This is a genomic window from Blautia sp. KLE_1732_HM_1032, from assembly GCF_025147905.1.
In the GTDB taxonomy this organism is placed as follows: Bacteria; Bacillota; Clostridia; order Lachnospirales; family Lachnospiraceae; genus Blautia_A; species Blautia_A fusiformis.
The window spans coordinates 1984689-2007448 of the sequence record NZ_CP102266.1 but is presented as its reverse complement, the minus strand read 5'-3'; the positions used below and the strand labels follow the sequence as shown (position 1 = coordinate 2007448).

Genomic DNA, 22760 nt, shown 5'->3' with positions numbered 1-22760 from the left:
TATGTTATAATAAAAAATATATGCCGCTGTCACCAAAACCAAAAAGAGACTGGCGGCAGATGATAAGGAGCGAGCAACATGGAAATACAGTTATGGCGAAGTATTTTGTGCCCTTACGAGCTGGCTGTCAAAGAACTGACAGTCAAGTTTAAACATATGATAGAAGAGTATCACGAAAATGATCGTTATTCTCCCATTGAACAAGTCAGTGGACGAGTAAAAAGCGTTTCCAGTATCCTGGAGAAAATGCAGCGTAAAGATATCCCGATCGAACAGCTGGAAACAGAAATGGAAGATCTGGCGGGAGTACGGATCATATGTCAGTTTGAAGAAGATATCGATACCGTTGCTGCGATCATCCGAAAAAGAACAGATATGGAAGTCAAAAGTGAAAAGAACTATCTGACGCATATCAAGCAGAGCGGTTACCGGAGTTATCACATGATTCTTTATTATACAGTGGAGACTATTCATGGGCCGAAACGGCTTCAGGTAGAAATACAGATCCGTACCATGGCAATGAATTTCTGGGCAACGATCGAACATTCCCTTCAGTATAAATACAAAGGTGATATGCCTCCTCATGTAGCAGAACGTCTTAGTAAAGCATCCGATGCGATCATTTCGCTGGATCATGAAATGTCTTCTGTGCGCAATGAGATCATGGATGCCCAGAATTCATCTCAGATGCAGTCCAATCTTGTAAAGGATATTTTGAATAATATTGAAAATCTCTACCGTGTTTCCAGTGAACGGGAAGTCAGCAAAATACAGGATGAGTTCCTGCGGGTATTCAAAACCAAGGATCTGCGTCAGCTGGAACGCTTCCACAGGCAGCTGGATATCATTGCAGAGGGTTATCGTGCCCAGGCAGTCCATCACAGCATATGAACACAGGGCAGACAGTACTAATACACATACATACGAGGAATTATAAATGCAGGATTTTTTACCAGTTACAAGAGAAGATATGAAGTCAAGAGGCTGGGATGAGTTAGATTTTGTCTACGTGACAGGAGATGCCTATGTGGATCATCCGTCTTTTGGATCTGCGATCATTGGACGTCTTCTGGAAAGCAGAGGATATCGTGTGGGCATGATCCCTCAGCCTGACTGGCGAAAGAAGGAGAGCATCCAGGTGTTCGGGGAACCGCGCCTGGGTTTTCTCGTTACAGCAGGAAACATGGATTCCATGGTGAATCATTATACGGTTTCCAAAAAGCACCGAAGCACAGATGCCTATTCTCCGGGAGGAAAAATGGGATTAAGACCGGACAGGGCTTCTGTTGTATACAGCAATCTGATCCGGCAGACCTATAAACATACGCCTATCATTCTTGGCGGGATCGAAGCCAGCCTTCGAAGAATGGCACATTACGATTATTGGGAAAATAAGGTCAAGCACAGTATTCTGATCGATTCCGGTGCGGATCTGATCTCTTATGGAATGGGGGAACATTCCATCCTGGAGATCGCAGAAGCCCTGCAAAGCGGGATTCCGGTCCAGGAGATCACATATGTGGCAGGGACGGTTTTTAAAAGCCACGATATCAGCAGGGTTTACGATCCGGTGGTCCTTCCGTCATTTGAACAGGTACAGACCGATAAAAAAGCTTACGCGGACAGCTTTGCCATTCAGTACCGAAACACGGATCCATTTACAGCAAAGCCTCTGGCAGAATCTTATGGGAACCGTGGATATGTGATACAGAATCCACCATCTCAGCCTCTGACGCAGATGGAAATGGACGATGTTTACGATCTGCCTTATACAGGACGATATCATCCCATGTACCAGAAAGAAGGCGGGATCCCGGCACTGAAAGAGATCAAATTCAGTCTGACCAGCAACAGAGGATGCTTTGGAAGCTGTAATTTCTGTGCGCTGACTTTTCATCAGGGCCGCATCCTTCAGACAAGAAGTCACGATTCCATTCTGAAAGAAGCTGAAAAGATGACGGAGGATCCGGATTTTAAAGGCTATATCCATGATGTAGGAGGCCCTACAGCTGATTTTCGTCATCCTTCCTGCAAAAAGCAGCTGACAAAAGGAGTCTGCAAGGAACGGCAGTGCCTGTTTCCTTCTCCGTGTAAGAATCTGACGGTAGACCACAAGGATTATCTTCAGCTTCTCAGAAAGGTCAGAAATATCCCCAAAGTTAAAAAAGTTTTTGTCCGTTCCGGCATTCGGTTTGATTATCTGATGGCAGACCCGGATAAAACTTTTCTTAATGAGCTTGTGAAATATCACGTCAGCGGTCAGCTGCGGGTAGCACCGGAGCATGTTTCTGATGAAGTCCTGAAGTTTATGGGCAAACCCAGGCACGAGGTTTATGAGGGCTTTCTGAAGGAATATGAAAAAGCAAATGCGCGGACTGGTAAGCAGCAATATGCCGTTCCGTATTTCATGTCGTCCCATCCCGGGTGTACAATGAAGGAAGCCGTGAAGCTTGCGGAATACGTCCGTGATCTTGGATTTACGCCGGAGCAGGTTCAGGATTTTTATCCAACGCCATCAACACTTTCTACCTGTATGTATTACACAGGAATCCATCCGCTGACAGGCGAAAAGGTATATGTGCCGAAAAATCCACACGAAAAAGCAATACAGCGAGCACTGATGCAGTATAAAAATCCGGAAAATCGCGAACTGGTCCTGGAAGGACTTAAGATGACCGGACGTATGGATCTGGTCGGCTTTGGACCGAAATGTCTCATCCGTCCCAGAGAGCTTCATAAAAAAGCCAAAAAAACACAGACAAGGAGTTCGGCACATGAAAGATACCAGAAAAAGAAAAACAAAAAAAGGTGATTTCGGTTATTTTAACAGCGAAAAAAAACGAAGACTCCTGATCACCGCAGGATTATTTTCGCTTCCACTGCTCATTTTCTTTGTGGCGTGGGCCGTCAACGGAACAAGAATGACAGTCTGGACGGTTCTGACCGTAGTAGGCTGTCTGCCAGGATGTAAATCCATGGTAAGCCTGATCATGATCCTGTTACGTCATCCTATGGATGAAAAGCTCTATAAAGAGATCCGCAAGCATGCCGGTGACTTGGTCATGTCCTATGAAATGTACATGACTTTTTATGAGAAAAGCGGTTATCTGGACGCTGTTGCCGTGTGCGGAAATACAGTAGTGGGTTATACCAGTGATCCAAAAGCAGATATCGCCTACCTTGCAGAGCAGTCACAGAAAATCATCCGTAAAAACGGATATAAAGTAGATGTAAAGATCCTGAGGGACCTGAAACCCTATCTGGAACGTCTGGATTCTATGAATGAGCACAAAGAATCTTTGAGAAACGGGATTAAATTCACGCCGGATGAGCGATACCCGGATCTTTCCAGGGAAGAACTGATCAAACATACGATCCTGGCAATCTGTCTGTAGGAGCATTATATAATGAAAGAATTTATCATTAACGAAAACGAGGCCGGACAGCGTTTTGACAAATATTTGGCCAAGCTTCTCCGTGAAGCTCCAAAGAGCTTTTTCTACAAAATGATGAGGAAAAAAAATATCACGCTCAATGGAAAAAAAGCCACCGGGAATGAAAAGCTGTTTTCAGGAGATCATGTAAAACTGTTTTTAAGTGATGAAACATTTGAAAAATTCAGCGGAAATGATTCTGCTCCACGGGCACATTATGCTCTGGATATCATTTACGAGGATGAAAATATCCTGTTGATCAACAAACCGGCAGGAATGCTTTCTCAGCCTGCTGATGACGGAACCCCTTCACTGGTAGAATATCTGACTGGCTATCTTCTGAAAAATGGCTCTCTTACAGAGAATGATCTGAGAACCTTTCGTCCTTCCGTATGCAACCGCCTTGACCGCAATACCAGTGGACTGATAGCGGCAGGCAAAAGCCTTTCCGGTCTGCAGGAACTTTCAGGGATGTTCAAGTCCAGGGAACTTCATAAATATTACCTCTGTCTTGTGGAGGGAGTTTTAAAAGAAGAAAGATATATCAAAGGTTATCTGGCAAAAGATAAAAAAAGCAATAAAGTAACCATCTATAAACAAGAGAAAGAAAATGCCCTTCCAGTGGAAACAAAGTATTATCCGTTGGGTACCAATGGAACCCGTACCCTTCTTAAGGTTGAACTGATCACAGGACGTGCACATCAGATCCGAGCTCACCTTGCTTCGGAGGGACATTCGATTGTTGGTGATCCCAAATATGGAAAAGCCGATAAAAAACTGAAAGGACAGCTGCTTCATTCTTTTCGAATGGAGTTTCCATCTATGAAAGGAAGCCTGTCATATTTATCCGGGAAGGTCTTTACGGCACCGCTTCCGGAAATCTTTCTCAGAACACTAAAAGAGGAAAAGTTGGAGGAGAGTTATTATGAAAATCTGGAATGAAATATGGGATTACCTCAAGATGATCATCATCGTGGTAGTTGTAGTCCTGGTTATCAACAATGTAGTACTGATCAATGCAAAGATCCCGTCAGAATCTATGGAAAATACCATTATGACTGGAGATCGTATCTTTGGCTATCGTCTGGCCTATGGTCTGAATATGGATGTATTTGGTCACGAGATCTCAAAAAAATGGAAAGATCCGGAACGCTTTGACATTGTGATCTTCAAATATCCGGATGATGAGTCCCAGCTGTTCATCAAACGTATCATCGGTCTTCCCGGAGATAAAGTAGAGATCAAAGATGGTAAAGTTTATATCAATGATTCAGAGACACCTCTGGATGATTCCTTTGTGTCGGAAACTCCTCTTGGAAGCTTCGGACCATACGAAGTACCGGAAAACTGTTACTTTATGATGGGAGACAACCGTAACAATTCCAAGGATTCCCGATACTGGCAGAATACATATGTACAGTTTGATCAGATCGTCGGAAAGGCGGAGATCCGTTATTTCCCATCCATCAAACTTCTAAATTAAAGGGCAGACTTTATGGCAACATGGAACAGCAGAGGACTTCGTGGTTCTACTCTGGAGGAACTTATCAATCGTACCAATGAGCAGTACAGGGAAAAGGGACTGGCCCTCATCCAGAAAATCCCGACGCCGATCACTCCGGTTAAAATGGATAAAACCTCCCGGCATATCACGCTGGCATATTTTGAACAGAAAAGTACCGTAGATTATATCGGAGCAGTACAGGGAATCCCTGTCTGCTTCGATGCAAAAGAATGCTGTGTAAAAACTTTTCCCCTTGCGAACATTCATCCTCATCAGGTAGCATTTATGGATGAGTTTGAAAAGCAGAAGGGGATTGCTTTTTTTCTGATCTATTTCAGCGCAGATAATGTTTTTTATTATCTTACCCTTCGTAAGCTGAAGGAATTCTGGAAAAGGATGGAAGATGGCGGGCGAAAAAGTTTTCGTCGGGAAGAGCTGGATGAGGAATTTTATCTTTCCGGAAAAAATGGATTTCTGGTTCCTTATCTGGAAGGGATCCAGAAAGATCTGCAATTACGGGATTGACTTTTGGAAAGGTTTCCTATATAATCAAATTTAAGTTTTTCTGTGGTAGCATGGTAGCGAATTAAAGTGAAACACAGAAAATCTCAAAACGTGTTACGGAGGAAATGAACATGCAGCGTATTTTTCATACACCTGAAGGTGTGCGGGACATTTATGGAGAGGAATGCAGCCGCAAAAAACGGCTCCAGAAGGAGCTCCACCAGGTGTTTTCAAGATATGGATATGAAGATATAGAAACACCGGGATTTGAGTATTTTGAAGTGTTCAGCAATGAAGTAGGAACGATCCCATCCAAGGATTTATATAAATTTTTTGACAGAGAGGGAAACACACTTGTTCTCAGACCTGACTTTACACCGTCTGTTTCCAGAGCATGTGCAACTTATTTTGATCCGGAAAAGGGACCTGTAAGACTTTGTTATACCGGAAATACATTTATCAACAATTCCAGTTACAGAGGTCAGATGAAGGAAAATACTCAGATGGGTGTTGAGCATATGGGAGATGATTCTGCAGCAGCAGATGCTGAGATCCTTGCTATGACTGTGGAGTGTCTGAAGGCAGCAGGACTTACCGAATTCCAGGTTAGCGTAGGCCAGGTAGATTATTATAAATCCCTGCTTGCAGAGGCAGATCTGGAGCCGGAGATAGAAGAGCATCTTCGTGAGCTGATTTCTCAGAAGAATTATTTTGGTGTGGAAGAGCTTCTTAAGGAACAGAATTTAGGCGATAACCTTTCCAAGGCTTTTGCTGAACTGCCTCAGATGTTCGGTTCAGCAGAAGTGCTGGAAAAAGCAAAAAAACTCACCTCCAATCCGGAAGCACTTTCTGCAGTAAAACGACTGGAAGAAATTTATGAGATTCTGAAAGTATACGGCTGTGAGAAATACATTGCTTTTGATTTTGGAATGCTCAGTAAGTTCCGTTATTATACAGGGATCATTTTCCAGGCTTATACATATGGAACCGGTGAACCCCTGATCAAGGGCGGACGCTACAACGAATTGATGAAGCATTTCGGAAAACCGGCTTCTTCCATTGGATTTGCCATTGTGGTTGATAACCTGATGCTCGCGCTTTCCAGACAGAAGCTGACCGTTCCGGCTGGCGATAAAACCATTGTGATCACCTATGATCCGGGAAATCTGAAAAAAGCGATCCAGGAAGCAATGGAGCTTCGGAATAAAGGTAAAAAAGTGGCATTGTGCCCGGCAAAGGAGGAGCAGGACTGATGAGATATCTTACATTTGCCCTCACAAAAGGGCGTCTGGCCAACAAAACACTGGATATGTTTGAGAAGATCGGTATTACATGTGAGGAGATGCGTGACAAAGATTCCCGAAAGCTGATCTTTACCAATGAGGAACTGAAGCTGAAGTTTTTCCTTGCAAAAGGTCCGGATGTGCCGACTTATGTAGAGTATGGTGCAGCAGATATCGGTATCGTAGGTAAGGATACCATTCTGGAAGAAGGAAGAAAGCTATATGAGGTTATGGATCTTGGATTTGGAGCATGCCGCATGTGCGTATGTGGCCCTGAAAGCGCCAGAGAAGTCCTGAATAACAATCAGCTGATCCGTGTAGCTACAAAATATCCAAATATTGCAAAGGATTACTTCTATAACAAAAAGCATCAGACTGTGGAGATCATTAAGCTGAACGGTTCCATCGAGCTTGCACCGATCGTAGGACTTTCCGAGGTTATCGTGGATATCGTGGAAACCGGAAGCACCCTTCGCGAGAATGGCCTGAAGGTGCTGGAAGAAGTCTGCCCGCTGTCTGCACGTATGGTAGTCAATCAGGTCAGCATGAAAATGGAAGATGAACGGATCCGCAAACTGATCACGGAACTTCGAAGTGTGATCAAATAAACTGAACAACAGATGAACCTCCAAAATACAGAAAGAAGGCAGAATTTATTATGCGTAAGGTAAAACTCACCAAAGAATCTACAAAAGATATTCTGGAAACTCTCTTAAAAAGAAGCCCTAATAATTACGGAAAATACGAGGATGCAGTAGCAAATATCCTTGCCAAAGTAAAAGCAGAGGGAGATACCGCGTTATTTGCATTTACCAGAGAATTTGATAAAGTCGAAGTTACAAAGGATACGATCCGTGTAACCCCTGAGGAGATCGAGGAAGCATACAAGCTGGTAGATCCTTCCCTGATCGATGTGATCAAAAAAGCATTGGTGAATATCCGCAGCTATCACGAAAAGCAGCTTCAGAACAGCTGGTTCACAAGCACAACAGATGGAACCATGCTTGGTCAGAAGGTAACCGCTCTGAACTGTGTAGGTGTTTACGTTCCCGGTGGAAAGGCTGTATATCCGTCTTCCGTGCTGATGAATATCGTTCCTGCAAAAGTTGCCGGTGTTGACCGTATTGTAATGACAACACCTCCTGGAAAAGACGGAAAAGTAAATCCAAGCACACTTGTTGCTGCTAACGAAGCCGGAGCAGATGAAATCTATAAAGTGGGTGGTGCACAGGCCATCGGAGCACTTGCATATGGAACCGAGAGTATTCCAAAGGTTGACAAGATCGTAGGACCCGGAAATATTTTTGTTGCGCTTGCAAAAAAGGCAGTTTATGGATACGTAAGCATTGATTCTATTGCCGGCCCAAGCGAGATCCTCGTTCTTGCAGATGAGACTGCAAATCCTCGTTATATTGCAGCAGATCTTCTTTCTCAGGCAGAACATGATGAGATGGCATCTGCGATCCTGATCACAACAAATGAGGAATTTGCAGATCAGGTAGATGAAGAAGTCAGAGGTTTTGTTGAGGTACTTTCCAGAAAAGCCATTATTGAGAAATCCCTGGAGAACTTTGGTTATATCCTGATCGCAGAAGATATGGATGAGGCCATTGAGGCTGCCAATGAAATTGCTTCTGAACATATGGAGATCGTCACAAAGCATCCTTTTGAAGATATGATGAAGGTACGAAATGCAGGTGCGATCTTTATCGGAGAGCACAGCTCTGAACCCCTTGGAGATTATTTTGCAGGACCAAACCATGTACTTCCTACCAATGGAACTGCCAAATTTTTCTCCGCACTTTCTGTAGATGATTTTATCAAAAAATCCAGTATTGTATATTATTCCAGGGAAGCACTCCGAAAGATCCACAAGGACATCATCCAGTTTGCCACATCGGAACAGCTGACTGCACACGCAAATTCCATTGCAGTCCGTTTTGAGGAAGAGGACAAGGAGAACGAATAATGGCAAGAGAAGCACTGATCGAAAGAAACACAAAAGAAACGCAGATACGTCTGCAACTGAATATTGATGGAACAGGAAGTTCCGATATTGATACAGGTATTGGCTTTTTTGACCATATGCTGGACGGTTTTACGCGCCATGGACTGTATGATCTTACGCTGAGAGTCCACGGTGATCTGAATGTAGATGATCATCACACCATTGAAGATACAGGGATCGTCCTTGGAAACGCTATCCGTGAGGCAGTTGGCGACAAAAAAGGAATCAAACGTTACGGCAGCTGTATCCTTCCTATGGATGAAGTGCTTGTGCTCTGCGCAGTAGATCTTTCCGGAAGACCTTATCTTGGATGGGATGCAGCGTTTTCTACGGAAAAAATAGGAGATATGGCTACAGAGATGGTAAAGGAATTCTTTTATGCAGTATCCTATTCCGCAGCAATGAATCTTCACATCAAGGTTCTTTCCGGAGGAAACAGCCATCATGTGGCAGAGGCCATGTTTAAAAGCTTTGCGAAAGCCCTTGATGCAGCAACACAGTACGATTCCCGGATCACAGACGTGCTTTCTACCAAGGGAAGCCTCTGATACAGAAGGAGACCACTTATGAACAAACAGTTGATCCCATGCCTTTATCTTCATTCAGAAAAGGCGGTAACAGGATTTGGACAGAGAAATCTTTTCGGAGACGGAAATGTAGAAACACTTGCAAAATTTTACGGTGACAATGGGGCAGATGAGCTTCTGGTATTTGACTTTTCTTCCGCAGATGCAGAGCATGACCGTGCGATCGGAAAAATCCGTGATATCTGTCAGGTATCTGAGATCCCGGTGATCGCAGCGGGAAATATCAAACGTATGGAAGATGTAAAAAAGCTGATCTATGCGGGATGTGCCAAAGTTGTACTGAATTTTTCGAAAGAGAATAATATCAAGCTTCTGGAAGAAGTATCCCGGCGCTTTGGAAAAGAGCGTATGATGATCAGCATCTCTGATCTGAGAGAATTCACAGAAAATCAGGATCTGATCGAAACATATGCAGACACTGTTCTGGCTTTGGACACTGTCGAAAATGAAATTGCAGAGATTTCTCAGATTTCCATTGTTCTTCATACCGATGAAAACAGATCTGAGAACATTCTGGAGCTTTTAGGAGAACCAGCTGTGTCCGGACTTTGCGGTGCTTATGTAAGCAGTCTTGAAAATGATCTGCATACATTTAAGGAAACCTGCGAAGAAGCCGGAATTCCGGTAAACACATATAAAAGTAATATTGCATGGTCGGACTTTAAATTAAACAGTGACGGAATGGTTCCGGTTATTGTCCAGGATTACCGGACGGATGAAGTACTGATGCTGGCCTATATGAATGAGCTTGCTTTTAACACAACATTGAAGCTTGGAAAAATGACATACTGGAGTCGCAGCCGGAATGAGCTCTGGACCAAAGGTCTGACATCCGGCCACGTACAGTATGTAAAGTCTCTTACCATTGACTGTGATAATGATACGATCCTTGCCAAAGTGGAGCAGGTGGGCGCAGCCTGCCATACAGGAAACCGTACTTGTTTCTTCAAACCGCTGATGAAAAAGGAGTACGATGATACCAATCCTCTTCACGTGTTCCAGAATGTGTATGATGTGATCACTGACCGAAAAGAACATCCAAAGGAAGGTTCCTATACCAATTATCTTTTTGATAAAGGAATCGACAAGATTTTGAAAAAAGTCGGTGAAGAATGCACAGAGATCGTCATTGCAGCCAAAAATCCGGATAAAGAAGAAATTAAATACGAAATTTCAGATTTTCTTTATCATATGATGGTACTCATGGTTGAAAAAGGAGTCAGCTGGGAAGAAATCACCAAAGAATTGGTAAAAAGATAAATTATATAGCATTCAAGAAAAAAGCTTTTGTACGTCGGATCAGAATGAACGGTTACGAAAGCTTTTTTCTGATATGTACAATTTCGGTTAGGCATGATATACTTATCGTCAAAAGTGCGGAAATATAAAAAAGGAAAAGGGAAACAACCAATGATCAAAATTGATGACTGGGTGATTGAAAAAGGAGAGAAGGCACAGGGGAAAATTAAGATCACAGGATACGGCATAGCAATGCCGGCAACTGTGATATGCGGAGTGAAAGACGGACCGACGATACTGATCACAGCGGGAATACACAGTGCGGAGTATGTAGGAATCCAGGCGGCAATGGAACTTGCAAAAGAATTTCAACCGGAAGAACTGAAGGGAAATGTGATCATCGTTCCACTGGTCAATGTCAGTGGCTTTGAGCATCGCACCATGAGTCTGGTCTATGAGGATGGCAAGAACCTGAACCGCGTTTTCCCCGGAGATCCTGAGGGAACAGCTGCAGATCGTATTGCCTATGCTATAGTGACAAAGCTTTTTTCCATAGCAGATTATTATATCGACCTGCATAGCGGAGATGGGTTCGAACAGCTTCATCCCTATGTTTATTATGTAGGGGTTGTAGATGAAAAGACAGCAGAGAAATCATTACATATGGCACGGCATATCGGCGTAAAATATGTGGTCCGTTCCACAACCGCCACAGGTGGCGCCTACAATTATGCTTCTTCTCTTGGAATTCCAAGTATTCTCATCGAAAGAGGCGGACACAGCTACTGGACCTGGGAGGAAGTAGAACAGGATAAAAGAGACGTCCGTCACCTTGTTTTTCATCTCCAGGGAAAGAAATGTCATGGTCTGAAGCATTACCGTCAGATGCTTTTGGAAAATGTAGTCTATGAATATGCGCCGTATACCGGATGCTGGTATCCATCCAAGAAGCCTGGAGAGTACTTCTTTAAGGGAGAAGAATTGGGTGAACTGAGAGATTACTATGGAAATTTACTTTACACATCTATTGCAACTGAAAACGGAGTCGTACTTTATCAGACAGCCAGTCTGAACATTATTGAAGACGGACCAATGATCGCATATGCAGCGATCACGGAGACTCTGACCTGATAGTAAACAACCTTTTCAGAACGCTTCTGTCTGAAATCATATTGAAACAGTAAGAAAACCGGGTTTTACCATTTGCTATTCTATTTGTAAAAATAGCGAGGTAAAATCCGTGTTTTTTTAGCAGATCAGATAAATCCAATTGTCAAATCCCCCATGGGGGATATATACAATTCAAGCATCTTTAACAAAATTTATGAGTTTTCTAAAAATATAACATTTTTCCATAGACATAAACTATAGTTTTATCATATAATGTTTCAGTAATTTGACAGCATTTGCTGATTTTCACATCAGCCGTTGTAAGTTCTGAGAGGATTAATAGGGAAACCGGTGTAAATCCGGTACGATCCCGTCACTGTAAGGGGAAATCCTCAGACAAAGTACCACTGGTCGAGTGCGTGAGAAATAGACCGGGAAGGTGTCTGAGGGTAAGGATCCTAAGTCAGGAGACCTGCTTGCAATTGTTTTAAAATGATTCTTACGGAAGATAGGAAGCATATTTATTTTGTGTGCCCGTATTTCGTCACGGGCTTTTTTCGTGCAAATTTTCTAAAATTCCATGCATATTCTGCATATTAAGAATCCAATAGTTTCTTTTATCTAACTAAATTAAAACGGCAATGTTAAAATCGCATCAAATGAGGAAAGGAGTAAAACGTGACAAAGAAACAAGTAGGAAAAAGATTTCTCCAGATCATCATTGTATTATTTGGAATCAGCTTTTTCACATTTGGACTGACCTACCTGTCACCTGGTGATCCTGCGGAGATCATGCTGACAGAGTGTGGTAATCTTCCTACACCAGAGCTTCTGGAACAGACAAGACATGAGCTTGGCCTTGATCAGCCCTTTCTCGTGCAGTATGGTTCCTGGCTGAAGGGTGTTGTTACAGGAGATATGGGACAGTCCTATTCTTTCAAAATGCCGGTAACAGATAAACTGGTATCCTGTTTCTGGCCGACGCTGAGGATGTCGTTGCTGGCACTTCTGATGATGGTCATTATTTCCATACCGCTTGGAATCCTGGCCGCTGTATATCAGAACAAATTCCCGGATTATTTTGTGAGAGGAATTACCTTTGTGGGAGTATCTGTTCCAAGCTTCTGGCTGGGCCTGATCCTTCTCAGCATCTTTGGTGTTCAGCTTCGCTGGATCAATGTTGCAGGAGGCAGTACGGATTTTAAATCCATGATCCTCCCGGCGCTGACTCTTGCACTTGCCATGTCTGCAAAATATACCAGACAGGTAAGAAGTGCAGTGCTGGAGGAACTTCATCAGGATTATGTCACAGGTGCAAGAATGCGTGGAATCAAGGAAAGCGTCATTCTCTGGAAACACGTCCTTCCTAATGTTATGCTTCCGCTGGTAACGCTGTTGGGACTTTCCCTTGGAAGTCTTCTGGGAGGTACTGCAGTTGTAGAGATCATTTACAACTGGCCTGGAATGGGAAATATGGCAGTAAAGGCGATTTCCTGTCGTGACTATCCTCTTGTACAGGGCTATGTACTTTGGATCGCGATCCTGTACATGTGCATCAACCTGCTTGTGGATCTGTCCTATACTTATCTCGATCCAAGACTTAAGGAGGATAGATAATTGAAAAAGGTATTACGAACATTCAAAGAAAATAAACAGTTCACTCTTTTCTTCATTCTGGGTCTCGTGGTGATCGGAATTGCGATCTTTGCGCCGCAGCTCTCACCATATGATCCACTGAATGCAGTTATGACCGAATCACTGCAGGAGCCAAGCTCCGCTCATCCGTTCGGAACGGATAAGCTTGGACGAGATCTTCTTTCCCGTGTTATCTTCGGAACAAGAACCTCTCTGATCATGACCTTATGTCTGGTTGCAGTGATCTTTGTCATCGGTACATTTTTAGGAGTTATTGCCGGATATTTCGGCGGCGTTGTGGATGCAGTGATCATGCGTATCGCAGATATGATGATCTCCTTCCCTGGGCTTGTACTGGCCATTGCCATTGCCGGTATGCTTGGACCAAACCTGGTCAATGCCGTTATTTCCATTGCGGCTGTAAGCTGGACAAAATATGCCCGTCTTGCACGAAGTATGGTCTTGAAAGTCAAGAAGAGTCTTTACATAGAGGCAGCTATAGTAAACGGAACAAAGACCTGGAAAATTCTTCTTGTACACATTCTTCCCAACATGGTAACCCAGATGGTGGTAACTGCGGCAGCAGATATCGGAACTATGATGCTGGAGCTGGCTTCCCTTTCATTCCTGGGATTTGGTGCAACTGCGCCGACACCGGAGTGGGGACTGATGCTGAATGAAGGAAGAACCTACATGGCAAAGGCGCCATGGCTTATGATCTACCCTGGTATCGCTATCGTGATCTGTGTTGTTGTTTTCAACATGCTTGGAGACAGCATCCGTGATGTACTGGATCCGCGCCAGGATCAATAAAACAACTCTGTAACAAACCAACACCATATAATCAGTATATTATCTTTAGGAGGATGAAATGAGAAATAATGTAGTTAAAAAAGTGCTGGCTGCTACACTTGCATGTATGATGACCCTTTCAATGGCAACAGTGGCTCAGGCAAAAGGTGACAAAAAAAGTGATAAGGAAATCACCATCGGAGTAACAAGCTTTGCAGATACACTGGAGCCGACAGAGCAGTATTTTAGCTGGGTTGTATCCCGTTATGCGATCGGCGAGTGCCTCACAAAATTCGATGAGAACGGTGAGATCGTTCCATGTCTTGCGGAAGAGTGGGAAAACAGTGACGATGGAAAAACATGGACCTTCAAGATCCGTGAGGGCGTAAAATTCTCCAACGGTGACGACATGACACCGGAGATGGTAAAAGCCTCCATCGAACGTACCGCTGAAAAGAGTGACCGTGTTCCGGAATTCTTTGATCTCGACAGCCTCGAGGTTGACGGACAGAACCTGATCTTCCATCTGAACAGAGCAAATGCAAACATGGCCGGATGCCTTGCAGACCCGCTGTTTCTGATCGTAGATACAAATGTAGATGATTCTACATTTGCCATGGAAGGACCGATCTGTACAGGACCTTATGCAGTAGAGTCCTTCAGCCCGACGGATTCCTGTATCGTAGTAAAAAATGAGAACTACTGGGATGGAGAAGTTCCCCTTGATAAAGTTACACTGAAATGTGTGGATGACCAGACAACACGTTCCATGGCTCTTCAGACAGGTGAGATCGATATCGCTTACAACCTGAAAACAGAGAACCTGGTTGAGTTTGAGGGAAATGACAATTACGACATCCAGGAGCTTCAGTCTCTTCGTTCCACCTATGCATTCATGAACCAGAACGAGGATCATGCACTCAGCGATAAGGCTCTTCGCCAGGCACTTCTTCGTGGTCTTGACAAGGAAACATACTGCAACACTCTTCTTGAGGGTGGTGCAACAGCTGGTAAAGCACCGGTTCCTCCAACACTTGACTTTGGATTCGATGATCTGAAGGATGAGAATTCCTATGATCCGGACAGCGCAAAGAAGATCCTTGATGAGGCCGGATACAAAGATGTTGACGGTGACGGATTTGTAGAAACTCCTGACGGAGATCCTCTTGTTCTTGATTTTGTTATCTACACAAGCCGTGCCGAGCTTGGTGTATACGCACAGGCAGCACAGGCCAGTCTGAAGGAGATCGGTATCAACGTAAACTTGAATACAGTAAGTTATGAGACACTTCTTGACATGAGAGATTCCGGTCAGTATGACCTTCTGATCTGGAACGTGCTGGTAGCAAACACTGGAGACCCTGAGAACTACTTAAGAGAGAACTGGTACAGCTCCTCTGCAAACAATACTGCAGGATACAATAACCCGGAGGTTGACAAGCTTCTTGACGAGCTTGCGCAGACATTTGATGAGGACAAGAGAAAAGATCTCATCATCGATATTCAGCAGGATATCATGGATGATGCTGCAACTGTATTCTTTGGTTATGAGACAACCTACCTCTTCTCCAACAAAAAGGTAACAGGTGTTAAGATGTATCCAATGGATTATTACTGGCTGACAAAGGATATCACTCTTGCCGAGTAAAGGAGCGCTTATTTATGCTTGAGATCAAGGATCTTTCCGTTCGGTACGGAAAACAGGCACCTACCATTGAACATTTCAACCTTTCCATGAAGAAGGGGGAGATCATCAGTGTGGTAGGCGAGAGTGGAAGTGGAAAAACAACCGTGATCCGTGCTGTCCTCGGCGCACTTGGCGGAGGTGGCCGGGTCAGCACCGGAGATATTCAGTTTCACGGACATTCTCTGCTTTCCAATACAAAGAATGAATGGAGAAATTTAAGGGGTACCCGCATTTCCATGATCTTCCAGGACTGCGGCGGAACTCTGAACCCTATCCGTAAGATCGGAAGTCAGTATGTGGAATATATCTGTACACATACAGATGTATCCAAAGCAGAAGCATGGAAGAAGGGATGCTCCATGCTTCAGAAAATGCGTCTTCCGGACGCGGAAAATATCATGAAAAGTTATCCTCACCAGCTTTCCGGTGGTATGCGCCAGCGAGTTGGTATTGCCATGGCCATGACATTTAACCCGGAGCTGCTTCTTGCAGATGAGCCGACCAGTGCGCTGGATGTTACCACACAGGCACAGATCGTACGCCAGATGATGGAGCTTCGTGATGATTTCGGAACCGGTATCATCATTGTTACCCATAACATTGGCGTAGCAGCCTATATGGCTGATCAGCTTGTTGTTATGCAGAACGGAAAAGTTGTGGATCAGGGAACACGAGATGAGGTCATGGAGCATCCGACCAGTGACTATACAAAGAAACTGCTGGCTGCAGTGCCGGAAATGGAGGGACAGCGTTATGTTTAAGGAATCCGATATCGTACTCAGTGCAAAACATATCGTAAAACAGTTTCCTGCTTCCGGCGGCAGAACTTTAATAGCCTGCAACGATGTGAACCTGAACGTTTATAAAGGAAAAACTCTGGGAATCGTAGGAGAAAGTGGCTGCGGTAAATCAACCTTTGTCCGCATGGTCATTTCTCTTGACAAACCGACCAGCGGAGAGATCCTTTATCATGGAAAAAACCTCTCTGATCTTTCCAAAAAAGAAACCTGGCTGAACCGTCAGAACATGCAGATGGTCTTCCAGGATCCGCTGGCGTCCTTTGACCCGAAAATGAAGATCGTGGATATTCTCACAGAACCTCTGATCAATTACGGAAAGCTGAAAAGAAGCGAAAAGGAATCCAAGGCCAGAGAACTCCTGAAAATGGTAGAACTTCCTGAAGATTTTACAGACCGCTATCCCCATAACATGAGTGGTGGTCAGCGTCAGCGTATCAGTATTGCCCGGGCACTTTCCCTGGAGCCGGAGATCCTGGTATGTGACGAGGCTACCTCTGCACTCGATGTTTCCGTACAGGAATCCGTGATCCGTCTTCTGGTGCGTCTCCAGAAGGAGAAAAACATCAGCATGCTTTTTATCTGCCATGACCTGGCTCTGATCCGTTCCTTTGCTCATCAGATTGCTGTCATGTACCTCGGGAATATCGTGGAGGTAATTCCGGGAGAGGATGTTACGGAAAAGTCTCTTCATCCATATACACAGGCTCTTCTGGGGGCACAGTTTTCCATTCATATGGATCAGAACAAAAAGATCGAGAGCATCGAAAGTGAGGCCCCCAGCCCTCTGGATGTTCCCCATGGCTGTCCATTCCAGAATCGTTGCGAACACTGCATGGAGAAATGCAGGACGATCCGTCCTGTGCTCACAGAAGTAGAGTCCGGACATGAAGTAGCCTGCCATTGTGTAACGGAAAAATAAGGAAATGCACAAAACAGTATGATTTTTAAAAACTTTAAAGTACTGGGCATTCTGCTGTTGTCGAAGACGGAGATATCCAATATACAATAGGTGTTGTAGTATATAATCAGGACAGCCCGGAAATGAACATGTTCATGAACTATTACAGAGAATAATCGCGCTGACAGGTGGTTCCTCCGCAGGAAACTACATGCATCTTCAGAAAACGATCGGTGTTCTGAAAGCTCTGGCTGAGAAGGAGGGGCTGACTTATTCCGAGGATGTTGAGAAGCTTGCATATACAGTGGAAGATGTGCAGAAGCGTATGGAAGAAAAATAAACAGAGATTTTGAAAAAGAGCTGGGCCGCCTTATATGGTTCAGCCCTTTTTCTTCATATAAAATACTTTTTTATGTAAAAAAACGAAAAATCCTCTTTACTTTCTAAAGTTAATATAATAAAATTTATAAATATGTGTAAAACTGGTTTAAAAGCAGAAAGCATGGGGATGCATAAGCAAAATCCCTCATGTTTTGTGATTTTAAAGCAGAAACATGGAAGGGAGAGAAACAATGACAACAGCACATATTTGTATAATGGCAGCCATTATCGTCTATCTGGGTGCAATGATCTTTGTAGGTTATCTTTGCTCCAAGAACAATAATGACAGTTCTGATTTCTATCTTGGAGGACGAAAGCTTGGCCCACTTGTCACAGCTATGAGTGCAGAGGCTTCTGACATGAGCAGCTGGCTTCTGATGGGCCTGCCGGGACTTGCTTATCTTACCGGTATTGCAGATGCAGGCTGGACAGCCATTGGCCTTGCGATCGGAACTTACGTAAACTGGAGGATCGTGGCAAAAAGAATCCGCCGCTACACACATGTGGCAGGAAATTCTATTACATTGCCATCCTTTTTCAGTAATCGTTACAGAGATGAAAAAAAGATCCTGCAGTCTATCGGAGCGATTTTTATCGTGATCTTTTTTATTCCGTATACAGCTTCCGGATTTGCAGCCTGTGGTAAACTTTTTGCAAGTCTCTTCGGTGTAAAATATCTGCCAGCTATGATCATCAGTGCACTGGTCATCGTTGGATACACCACACTGGGAGGATTCCTGGCAGCATCTACTACGGACTTTATCCAGAGTATCATCATGTCCATCGCTCTTGTGATCGTATTTGTATTCGGGATCAGCACAGCAGGTGGTATTGAAGCAGTTGCAGACCATGCAAGATCACTGCCCGGATATCTGACTATGTTTACTACATATGATCCAACAACCGGAACAGAACAGGCATATCCACTGCTTAATATCATTTCCATGCTTGCATGGGGACTTGGATATTTCGGAATGCCGCATATTCTTCTTCGTTTCATGGCGATCGAAGACGAAGAGAAGCTTACACTTTCCAGAAGAGTAGCAACTACATGGGTAGTGATCTCACTGGCAGTAGCCGTACTGATCGGTGTGGTAGGACTTGGAATGACAGCAGCAGGAGAGTTTGACCTTCTGGAAGGCTCCGCATCTGAGACAATTATCGTTCAGATCGCAGATCTTCTCAGTAAACATGGTGTATTTGCAGCAATCCTTGCCGGACTCATCCTTGCAGGAATCCTGGCATCCACCATGTCAACTGCAGATTCTCAGCTCCTGGCAGCATCCTCAGCAGTTTCTTCCGACCTTCTCGGAAGTATCCTGAAGGATAAAGAAACAAAAAAAGAAAGCATGGTAGCCGATAAGATCACGCTTCTTCTCATCGCAATAGTAGCCATGTTTATTGCCCGCGACCCGAACAGTTCTGTGTTTACTATCGTATCCTTTGCCTGGGCAGGCTTCGGAGCCGTATTCGGCCCGGTGGTACTTCTGGCATTATTCTGGAGACGTTCCAACTGGCAGGGAGCCCTGGCAGGAATGATCTGCGGCGGTTCCATGGTATTTATCTGGAAATACGGAATCAGCACGCTCGGCGGCGCCTGGGGAATCTATGAACTTCTTCCCGCATTCCTGGTGGCTATTGCAGCAAACATCATCGTCAGCCTCATTACCAAGGCACCATCCAAAGAGATCACCGACGAATTCGACCTGGTAAACCAGAAATAAAATATTTTTCGATAATAGTCAATAATTCACACTGATACAAAACAAGCCCGATACAGATTGTAGTAAAGATATCTGTATCGGGCTTGTTATCTTTTTATTATTTAATAAATAAAGTCACACCGCCAAAGTTTTTCCCTCAAGCTTTTTTAACAACTGCTCCATTGTTAAATTCAACACCGGATGCCGAAGATACGGTGCGATCTCCACCATAGGCTTCAAAACAAAATCCCTGTTTTCCATATCAATATGAGGCACATGTAGTTCCACTGTATCAATGATCTCATTATCGTAAAACAGAATATCCAGATCCAGTGTCCTTGGTCCCCAGTGAATGATCCTTTTCCGGTCCGCAGCCTGTTCCAGCACATGCAGCCTGTCAAGAAGCTCCTCCGGAGAAAGCAGAGTCCGGACTCTTAAGGCTCCGTTAAGAAACTCATCCTGCTCCACATCCCCGTAAGGCTCCGTTACAAGATACTCTGAAACCTTTTCAACAACAATCTCTTTCATATCCCGAAGACCCTGGATCGCATCATCCAGATATTTCTTCTTATCCCCCATATTGGAACCAAAAGCAACATAAGCAGTATGCCAGCCTCGGGTAATTTCCACAGCAACGGTTTTCAGTGGAAGGCCTACCGGAGCCCAGGGCTTTTCAATACGAAGGGTGATCTTTTTAAGAAGCGGAAGAGAGAGCAGCAACATTTCTGCCAGATTCTCCACAGCAGCTTCCAGAAGTTTATAAGTGTTTTTCTGAAGAAAATCGGTGATCATATGGCTGACTTCCCCATAATTGATGGAAGCGGAAAGATCATCTGTCAGCCCTGCCGGACGTGTTTCTGTATACATAACAGCAGAAACAACAAATTTCTGTCCGAGAGCTGTTTCTTCCGGAAACACACCATGGTTTGCAAAAATCTCAAGATCTCTGATTTCGATTTTATCCATCAGTTCCTCCTAACGTCCCAGAATAGCTTCTGTCATCTGGATGACGCGTTTATTTTCTTTGATGTCATGAACACGGACAAATGCACAACCCTTCATAACACCGATCACCGATGTGGCAAGAGTTCCCTCTACACGCTGATCTACAGGAAGATCAAGGGCAAGTCCGATCATGGATTTTCTGGAGGTACCAAGAAGCACCGGATATCCCAGCTTCCGGAAAAGCTCCAGATTATCCATGGTCATTAGGTTCATCTCATATGTTTTACCAAATCCGACACCAGGATCAAGGATGATCTTATCATCAGCAATACCGGCACGTTTGGCAATATTGACACATTCCTGGGTTTCTGCCAGCATATCCACAATAAAATTATTGTATTCAGTATTATCTTTGTTATGCATCAGACAGCAGGGAGCATGATATCTGGCAATGACAGGAGCCATTTCAGGATCATATTTCAGTCCCCAGATGTCATTGATAAGATCTGCTCCGTGTTTCAGGGCTTCTTCCGCAACACATCCCTTATAGGTATCTACAGAGATGGGGATATCAAAACGCCCTTTTACTGCTTCGATAACAGGAAGAATACGCTCGATCTCCTCCTGTGCGCCAACCGGTGTATGTCCCGGACGTGTGGATTCCCCACCGATATCAAGAATATCAGCACCTTCGGCGATCATAGCTTCTGTATGTTTCAGGGCATGATCCATATCGTTCCATTTTCCGCCATCTGAGAAAGAATCCGGTGTGACATTTAGGATACCCATAATATATGTTTTGTTTTTTACATCAAACTCACGATTTCCGATTTTCATGGAAAAACCTCCTAATATTGGATCGTCATATTTTTTTTGGCAGGAGACCAGTAACATTCCGGCTCTGCTTTACAGGAAAAACAGTTTCTGGAGCTTTTGTCCGCAGTATAGAGCAGTTTTCCAAGAACTGTCGGATCCGTCTGAGCTCTGTGACCACGTATTGCCGCAATGATCGCTTCCATTTCTTCCATAGAAAATCCAAGCTCGTTTAAGATCTGTCCTGCGATAGCAGCACCGGCCTCATCATGAGGAGTGCCATCTTCATACTGTCTGGCCCGTCCGATATCGTGAAGAAGGGCAGTACAGTAGATCAGTTCCTTTGAAACAGGAGCATTTTCCTCAAGTGCCCGGATATAGGCAAGGCGTGCCACATCCAAAAAATGCTCCGGTGTATGTCTGCAGAATTCACGGTCAGTCTCCAGAAGCTGAAGCTTATTAAGCTCATTCTGATAGAGCGGATGATTCCAGATCTGATTCACTCTGTCCATCAGTCCTTGACCATAGCAAGGAACTGTTTCTGAAGCTCCATATTTTCTTTAAATTCACCTCTGGTAACAGTCGTAACCGTTTTGCTTCCCGGCTTTTTGATCCCACGCATGGTCATGCAGGTATGCTCCGCTTCCAGCATAACCATGATTCCCTTTGGAGCGAGAACACGTTCCAGCGCATCTGCGATCTGCACAGTCAGACGTTCCTGGATCTGCGGTCTTCTTGCATACACATCAACGGTACGGGCCAGCTTGCTTAAGCCGGTAACCTTGCCATTTGGGATATATGCGATATGAGCTTTACCGTAAAAAGGCATAAGATGATGTTCGCACATGGAATAAAAGGTAATATCCTTTTCCAGAACCATTTCATTGTTCTCTACATGAAACTGTTTCTGAAGATGTTCATCCGCTTCATTATCAAGTCCGCCATAAATTTCCTCGCACATGCGGGCGATACGTTCAGGAGTTCCCTGCAGTCCCTCTCTGTTTACATCCTCGCCGATTCCCTCGAGAAGAAGCTTGATCGCCTCTTCAACTTTTGCTTTGTCTACCATAAATAACAACCTCCATTTGTTAAAAAAATCACGTTTTTCGGAGACTGTCTCTTTTATTTTTGCGCATAAAAAAAGATATCTCCAATTGTAATAGAACGTATGTCGAAAAAGCCCTACACAATATGAGATATTCTCTTATATTGCTGCAACGGGTGCGGATTTCATACCGTAAGACGTACTTTTCGTTCTGGCGACAACTCCCCATTCGCCAAACACTTGACGCATAAAATCCTATTTTGCATATCATTCATTTCACGGACAAGTATACCATATACTGATATAAGAAGAAAGGGAAAATGATAAAAAAATATCACAAAAATAGGGAATATGTTCTATGAATTATGCGATAGAATCTATGGATATGTCAG

General features: G+C 44.0%; 23 protein-coding genes and 2 riboswitches. Of the genes, 19 read left to right on the top strand and 4 right to left on the bottom strand.

Going from position 1 to position 22760, the window contains the following annotated elements; translation table 11 throughout:
• The first annotated feature begins 78 nt into the window (after nt 1-78).
• The 19 genes from NQ489_RS09620 (at nt 79) to putP (ending at nt 19586) form a co-directional block, all read left to right on the top strand.
• Nucleotides 79-891 carry a GTP pyrophosphokinase gene (locus NQ489_RS09620; RefSeq protein ID WP_015524915.1) on the top strand — a complete coding sequence of 271 codons (813 nt, stop codon included), beginning with the start codon at nt 79-81 and terminating at the stop codon, nt 889-891.
• A 46-nt stretch (nt 892-937) separates the two neighbouring features.
• Entirely contained in the window at nt 938-2812 is a 1875-nt protein-coding gene (locus NQ489_RS09615) for a YgiQ family radical SAM protein (protein ID WP_021651488.1), read from the top strand.
• Nucleotides 2775-3395 carry a hypothetical protein gene (locus NQ489_RS09610; protein ID WP_021651487.1) on the top strand — a complete coding sequence of 207 codons (621 nt, stop codon included), beginning with the start codon at nt 2775-2777 and terminating at the stop codon, nt 3393-3395. Before NQ489_RS09615 ends, NQ489_RS09610 begins: the two co-directional genes overlap by 38 nt.
• A 12-nt stretch (nt 3396-3407) precedes the next feature.
• Entirely contained in the window at nt 3408-4376 is a 969-nt protein-coding gene (locus tag NQ489_RS09605; protein ID WP_021651486.1) for an RluA family pseudouridine synthase, read from the top strand.
• Nucleotides 4360-4917 (top strand): signal peptidase I, encoded by a 558-nt coding sequence (gene lepB / locus NQ489_RS09600; RefSeq protein ID WP_015524918.1) that lies wholly within the window; start codon nt 4360-4362, stop codon nt 4915-4917. The genes NQ489_RS09605 and lepB overlap by 17 nt, the downstream gene beginning before the upstream one ends.
• A 12-nt stretch (nt 4918-4929) precedes the next feature.
• Nucleotides 4930-5463: a Holliday junction resolvase RecU gene (locus tag NQ489_RS09595; protein WP_015524919.1), complete on the top strand. Its 534-nt coding sequence runs from the start codon at nt 4930-4932 to the stop codon at nt 5461-5463.
• 110 nt (nt 5464-5573) lie between these two features.
• Nucleotides 5574-6695 (top strand): ATP phosphoribosyltransferase regulatory subunit, encoded by a 1122-nt coding sequence (hisZ, locus tag NQ489_RS09590; protein ID WP_044961519.1) that lies wholly within the window; start codon nt 5574-5576, stop codon nt 6693-6695.
• Entirely contained in the window at nt 6695-7333 is a 639-nt protein-coding gene (gene hisG / locus NQ489_RS09585; RefSeq protein ID WP_021651484.1) for an ATP phosphoribosyltransferase, read from the top strand. The genes hisZ and hisG overlap by 1 nt, the downstream gene beginning before the upstream one ends.
• A gap of 50 nt (nt 7334-7383) precedes the next feature.
• The gene (hisD, locus tag NQ489_RS09580; RefSeq protein WP_021651483.1) at nt 7384-8694 is read left to right on the top strand and encodes a histidinol dehydrogenase; all 1311 of its coding nucleotides are present in this window, start codon (nt 7384-7386) and stop codon (nt 8692-8694) included.
• Complete coding sequence (gene hisB, locus NQ489_RS09575; protein ID WP_015524923.1) at nt 8694-9281, top strand: imidazoleglycerol-phosphate dehydratase HisB; 588 nt, start codon at nt 8694-8696, stop codon at nt 9279-9281. Before hisD ends, hisB begins: the two co-directional genes overlap by 1 nt.
• Nucleotides 9282-9299: 18 nt before the next feature.
• The gene (gene hisIE / locus NQ489_RS09570) at nt 9300-10580 is read left to right on the top strand and encodes a bifunctional phosphoribosyl-AMP cyclohydrolase/phosphoribosyl-ATP diphosphatase HisIE (RefSeq protein WP_021651482.1); all 1281 of its coding nucleotides are present in this window, start codon (nt 9300-9302) and stop codon (nt 10578-10580) included.
• 150 nt (nt 10581-10730) lie between these two features.
• On the top strand, nt 10731-11690 hold the full coding sequence (locus tag NQ489_RS09565) for a M14 family metallopeptidase (protein WP_015524925.1): 960 nt from the start codon (nt 10731-10733) through the stop codon (nt 11688-11690).
• 284 nt (nt 11691-11974) lie between these two features.
• Nucleotides 11975-12163, top strand: a riboswitch (cobalamin riboswitch).
• A 184-nt stretch (nt 12164-12347) separates the two neighbouring features.
• Nucleotides 12348-13286, top strand: coding sequence for a nickel ABC transporter permease (gene nikB, locus NQ489_RS09560; protein WP_021651480.1), 939 nt, complete (start codon nt 12348-12350; stop codon nt 13284-13286).
• Complete coding sequence (nikC, locus tag NQ489_RS09555; protein ID WP_021651479.1) at nt 13287-14117, top strand: nickel transporter permease; 831 nt, start codon at nt 13287-13289, stop codon at nt 14115-14117.
• A gap of 58 nt (nt 14118-14175) precedes the next feature.
• Nucleotides 14176-15744: an ABC transporter substrate-binding protein gene (locus NQ489_RS09550; RefSeq protein ID WP_021651478.1), complete on the top strand. Its 1569-nt coding sequence runs from the start codon at nt 14176-14178 to the stop codon at nt 15742-15744.
• Nucleotides 15745-15758: 14 nt separating this feature from the next.
• On the top strand, nt 15759-16544 hold the full coding sequence (locus tag NQ489_RS09545) for an ABC transporter ATP-binding protein (protein WP_021651477.1): 786 nt from the start codon (nt 15759-15761) through the stop codon (nt 16542-16544).
• On the top strand, nt 16537-17502 hold the full coding sequence (locus NQ489_RS09540) for an ABC transporter ATP-binding protein (protein WP_021651476.1): 966 nt from the start codon (nt 16537-16539) through the stop codon (nt 17500-17502). The genes NQ489_RS09545 and NQ489_RS09540 overlap by 8 nt, the downstream gene beginning before the upstream one ends.
• A gap of 190 nt (nt 17503-17692) precedes the next feature.
• Nucleotides 17693-17821, top strand: a complete 129-nt coding sequence (locus NQ489_RS09535; protein WP_021651475.1) for a hypothetical protein — start codon at nt 17693-17695, stop codon at nt 17819-17821.
• Between the two features lie 232 nt (nt 17822-18053).
• Nucleotides 18054-19586 (top strand): sodium/proline symporter PutP, encoded by a 1533-nt coding sequence (gene putP, locus NQ489_RS09530; RefSeq protein WP_044961518.1) that lies wholly within the window; start codon nt 18054-18056, stop codon nt 19584-19586.
• A 114-nt stretch (nt 19587-19700) separates the two neighbouring features.
• On the opposite strand, the gene folK is transcribed toward putP, so the two are convergent.
• From folK to folE, 4 genes are read right to left on the bottom strand one after another with little or no spacing between them, the layout of a single operon-like run.
• On the bottom strand, nt 19701-20531 hold the full coding sequence (gene folK / locus NQ489_RS09525; RefSeq protein ID WP_021651472.1) for a 2-amino-4-hydroxy-6-hydroxymethyldihydropteridine diphosphokinase: 831 nt from the start codon (nt 20529-20531) through the stop codon (nt 19701-19703).
• A gap of 9 nt (nt 20532-20540) precedes the next feature.
• The gene (gene folP, locus NQ489_RS09520) at nt 20541-21347 is read right to left on the bottom strand and encodes a dihydropteroate synthase (protein ID WP_021651471.1); all 807 of its coding nucleotides are present in this window, start codon (nt 21345-21347) and stop codon (nt 20541-20543) included.
• 11 nt (nt 21348-21358) lie between these two features.
• Entirely contained in the window at nt 21359-21835 is a 477-nt protein-coding gene (locus tag NQ489_RS09515; protein ID WP_021651470.1) for an HD domain-containing protein, read from the bottom strand.
• Nucleotides 21835-22392, bottom strand: a complete 558-nt coding sequence (gene folE / locus NQ489_RS09510) for a GTP cyclohydrolase I FolE (protein WP_015524935.1) — start codon at nt 22390-22392, stop codon at nt 21835-21837. The genes NQ489_RS09515 and folE overlap by 1 nt, the downstream gene beginning before the upstream one ends.
• 144 nt (nt 22393-22536) lie before the next feature.
• A riboswitch (THF riboswitch) is annotated at nt 22537-22633 on the bottom strand.
• Nucleotides 22634-22760 lie beyond the last annotated feature (127 nt).

Excerpts from the sequence above, each read along its gene's own strand:
- NQ489_RS09620 (WP_015524915.1), top strand. The coding sequence starts at position 79 with ATGGAAATACAGTTATGGCGAAGTATTTTGTGCCCTTACGAGCTGGCT.
- NQ489_RS09605 (WP_021651486.1), top strand. The coding sequence starts at position 3,408 with ATGAAAGAATTTATCATTAACGAAAACGAGGCCGGACAGCGTTTTGAC.
- NQ489_RS09540 (WP_021651476.1), top strand. The coding sequence starts at position 16,537 with ATGTTTAAGGAATCCGATATCGTACTCAGTGCAAAACATATCGTAAAA.
- NQ489_RS09550 (WP_021651478.1), top strand. The coding sequence starts at position 14,176 with ATGAGAAATAATGTAGTTAAAAAAGTGCTGGCTGCTACACTTGCATGT.
- NQ489_RS09610 (WP_021651487.1), top strand. The coding sequence starts at position 2,775 with ATGAAAGATACCAGAAAAAGAAAAACAAAAAAAGGTGATTTCGGTTAT.
- NQ489_RS09515 (WP_021651470.1), bottom strand. The coding sequence starts at position 21,835 with ATGGACAGAGTGAATCAGATCTGGAATCATCCGCTCTATCAGAATGAG.
- NQ489_RS09545 (WP_021651477.1), top strand. The coding sequence starts at position 15,759 with ATGCTTGAGATCAAGGATCTTTCCGTTCGGTACGGAAAACAGGCACCT.
- folE (WP_015524935.1), bottom strand. The coding sequence starts at position 22,392 with ATGGTAGACAAAGCAAAAGTTGAAGAGGCGATCAAGCTTCTTCTCGAG.
- NQ489_RS09595 (WP_015524919.1), top strand. The coding sequence starts at position 4,930 with ATGGCAACATGGAACAGCAGAGGACTTCGTGGTTCTACTCTGGAGGAA.
- hisB (WP_015524923.1), top strand. The coding sequence starts at position 8,694 with ATGGCAAGAGAAGCACTGATCGAAAGAAACACAAAAGAAACGCAGATA.
- hisG (WP_021651484.1), top strand. The coding sequence starts at position 6,695 with ATGAGATATCTTACATTTGCCCTCACAAAAGGGCGTCTGGCCAACAAA.
- lepB (WP_015524918.1), top strand. The coding sequence starts at position 4,360 with ATGAAAATCTGGAATGAAATATGGGATTACCTCAAGATGATCATCATC.
- hisZ (WP_044961519.1), top strand. The coding sequence starts at position 5,574 with ATGCAGCGTATTTTTCATACACCTGAAGGTGTGCGGGACATTTATGGA.
- NQ489_RS09565 (WP_015524925.1), top strand. The coding sequence starts at position 10,731 with ATGATCAAAATTGATGACTGGGTGATTGAAAAAGGAGAGAAGGCACAG.
- NQ489_RS09535 (WP_021651475.1), top strand. The coding sequence starts at position 17,693 with ATGCATCTTCAGAAAACGATCGGTGTTCTGAAAGCTCTGGCTGAGAAG.
- hisD (WP_021651483.1), top strand. The coding sequence starts at position 7,384 with ATGCGTAAGGTAAAACTCACCAAAGAATCTACAAAAGATATTCTGGAA.
- hisIE (WP_021651482.1), top strand. The coding sequence starts at position 9,300 with ATGAACAAACAGTTGATCCCATGCCTTTATCTTCATTCAGAAAAGGCG.
- NQ489_RS09615 (WP_021651488.1), top strand. The coding sequence starts at position 938 with ATGCAGGATTTTTTACCAGTTACAAGAGAAGATATGAAGTCAAGAGGC.
- putP (WP_044961518.1), top strand. The coding sequence starts at position 18,054 with ATGACAACAGCACATATTTGTATAATGGCAGCCATTATCGTCTATCTG.
- folK (WP_021651472.1), bottom strand. The coding sequence starts at position 20,531 with ATGGATAAAATCGAAATCAGAGATCTTGAGATTTTTGCAAACCATGGT.
- folP (WP_021651471.1), bottom strand. The coding sequence starts at position 21,347 with ATGAAAATCGGAAATCGTGAGTTTGATGTAAAAAACAAAACATATATT.